Consider the following 2593-nt stretch of genomic DNA (forward strand, 5'->3'; position numbering starts at 1 on the left):
CGACGCCGATCACCTAAGCGACCTGCGTGCGGTGAAAGAGGTACGCGGCATCCCCCGCGTTCCCGAAACCCGCACCACCGAAAAAGGTGAAGGCAAGAAGAAGAACGGCAAAAAACGCCACGGCGACTTCGCAATCGCGCTGGCGCTGGCCCATCACGCATCACGCCTGCGCCCCATTGAGTACGGCTACCGCGCGGCCGGCCAGACGGGTGGCGCAGAACGAGGCGAACAATCTGCGGGTGACGAGCAGCGCCGCGACTGGTGGCGCCAGCCGCGCGGCGCGGGCCTGCGAGGGGGACTGTGATGCGATCGGCAGAACTCGGGCGCTTTGGAGGTGCTTTTAATGACCATTAAACCGACCATTTACGATGCCTTTGGGCGGCCTGTCGTGCGCAAGGTTCTGACGCAGGAAGTCGCCGCTCCGACGATCGGCGGCGTTCGCAGCCCGCTGTCGGGCTATCCGATGGATGGTCTGAACCCCATGCGCCTGGCGGGCATTCTGCGCGCGGCAGACAGCGGCGATGTTACGCAATATCTCGAACTGGCCGAACTGCTGGAGGAACGCGATCTTCATTACACCGGGGTTTTGGGCACCCGAAAACGCTCGGTCAGCCAGATCGATATCACGGTCAAGCCAGCAAGCGACTCGAAAGAAGATCAGGTCATCGCGGACCGCGTCCGCGACTGGCTGGACCGGGACGAGCTGAGTGACGAGCTGTTCAACATTCTCGATGCGATCGGCAAGGGCTACAGCTTTACCGAAATCATCTGGGACAGCTCGGAGGGTCAATGGGAACCCGCGCGCCTCGAATATCGCGACCCGCGCTGGTTCACATTCGAGCGCCACAATCTGACCACGCCGCTGCTGCTCAATGAACACGGGGCCGAAGTGCCGCTGCACCCCTACAAGTTCATCTACGCCCGTATGCAGGCCAAGTCCGGTATCGCGCCGCGCTCGGGCATCGCGCGCATTGCCGCCTGGGCACAGATGTTCAAGGCCTTCACCCAGCGCGATTGGGCCATATTCACCCAGACCTATGGCCAGCCGATCCGGCTCGGAAAATTCCAGCCCGGCGCGACCGAAAAGGACAAGGATACGCTGTTTAGCGCCGTCGCGAACATTGCGGGCGACTGCGCGGCCATCATTCCTGACACCATGCAGATGGAGTTTATCGAGGCCAAGAATGTCGGTGCGTCGACCGATCACTATGAGCGGCGCTCGGACTGGCTGGATAAGCAGGTTTCCAAGGCCGTCCTTGGCCAGACCGCAACGACCGACTCGGTTACCGGCGGGCTGGGGTCCGGCAAGGAACACCGCGAGGTGCAGGAGGATATTGAACGCGCCGATGCAAAGCAGCTTCAGGGCATCCTGAACGCCCAGCTCATCCGCCCGTTTGTGGATCTCGAATTTGGCCCGCGCGGCCGGCGTGGCTATCCCAAGCTGATCATTGCGCGCCCCGAGGCCGAGGATCTGGGACTGCTGGCCCAGGCTCTTGGTGAACTGGTGCCTCTGGGCCTGGAGGTCAGCCAGTCCGAGACCCGCGAGAAATTCGGCCTCTCAGCCCCCAAAAAGGGCGACGCTATCCTGCGCGCCCCGGCGAAGGCGGGCGCGGGTGATCCCCCGCCCGCACCGGACCAGACGGCGCTGCAGGCAGAACAGACCGGGCAGACGGCGCCTCAGCGCCTCGCGGATCAGGCCGTCACCGAAACCGGGCCCGCCGTGGCGGATCTGATTGCCCAGGTCGAGCTAATGACTGAGCGGGCGGGAAGCATGGAAGAGCTGCGGGATATGCTGATGACCGCCTACCCGGCTCTCGACACATCAAAGCTGACCGCAGCGATCATGCTGATGATGGTGGCCGCAGAGGGCGCCGGCCGCGCGGATGTGGAGGACGAGAGTGCCTGACACCGCGCTCGCATTCGGACGGCCCTTTGCCGAGCAGGTTGCAGCCCTGCGCCTGCGCCTGGGCGATCTCGTTCCAACGCAGGCCTGGGACGACATAGAGCGCAGCGCACATGACCGGGCCTTCATGGTGGCGGGCGCAATGAAGGCAGACCTGCTGGCCGATCTGGCCGCGGCTGTCGACAAGTCGATTGCGCAAGGCACCAGCCTGGAGACGTTTCGCAAGGATTTTCGCGGAATCGTCGAAAAGCACGGCTGGCACGGCTGGACTGGGGAAGGCTCCAAGGCAGGCGAAGCATGGCGCACCCGCGTCATCTACAAGACCAATGCCGCCACGACTTATGCCGCCGGGCGCATGGCCCAGCTCGTCAAGGGCGACTTCACATATTGGGTCTATCGGCACGGCGGGTCGCGCGAGCCGCGCATCGAACATCTTGGCTGGGATGGTCTGATCCTGCCGCCCGATCACGAATTCTGGCGCACCCATGCCACACCCAATGGCTGGGGGTGCAGCTGCTACATCGTCGGCGCCTATTCGCTGGCCGGAGCAAAGCGCGTTGGGGGCGACCCCGGCAAAAGCCTGCCCGATAACTGGCCCGAGATCGATCCACGGACCGGCGCGCCCAAAGGTATCGACAAAGGGTGGGACTATGCGCCTGGTGCGTCGGTCGCAGAAACCGTTGCCCTTGC

2 protein-coding genes and 1 pseudogene are annotated in these 2593 nt (G+C 64.0%); all 3 read left to right on the forward strand.

Features of this window, described 5'->3' with window-relative positions; translation table 11 throughout:
• A pseudogene (locus tag ABYW26_RS13175) lies at positions 1–304 on the forward strand (hypothetical protein); the annotation flags it as partial.
• A 39-nt stretch (positions 305–343) separates the two neighbouring features.
• Entirely contained in the window at positions 344–1906 is a 1563-nt protein-coding gene (locus tag ABYW26_RS13180; protein WP_372605369.1) for a DUF935 domain-containing protein, read from the forward strand.
• A partial coding sequence (locus tag ABYW26_RS13185; RefSeq protein ID WP_372605371.1) for a phage minor head protein occupies positions 1899–2593 on the forward strand: 695 nt, incomplete at its 3' end. The genes ABYW26_RS13180 and ABYW26_RS13185, both read left to right, overlap by 8 nt.

The sequence above is a fragment of the Actibacterium sp. genome (assembly GCF_041584535.1).
Classification (GTDB): Bacteria; Pseudomonadota; Alphaproteobacteria; order Rhodobacterales; family Rhodobacteraceae; genus Actibacterium_D.

Bases quoted from the DNA above. Each gene is read 5' to 3' on its own strand.
- ABYW26_RS13180 (WP_372605369.1), top strand. From the start codon at position 344: ATGACCATTAAACCGACCATTTACGATGCCTTTGGGCGGCCTGTCGTG.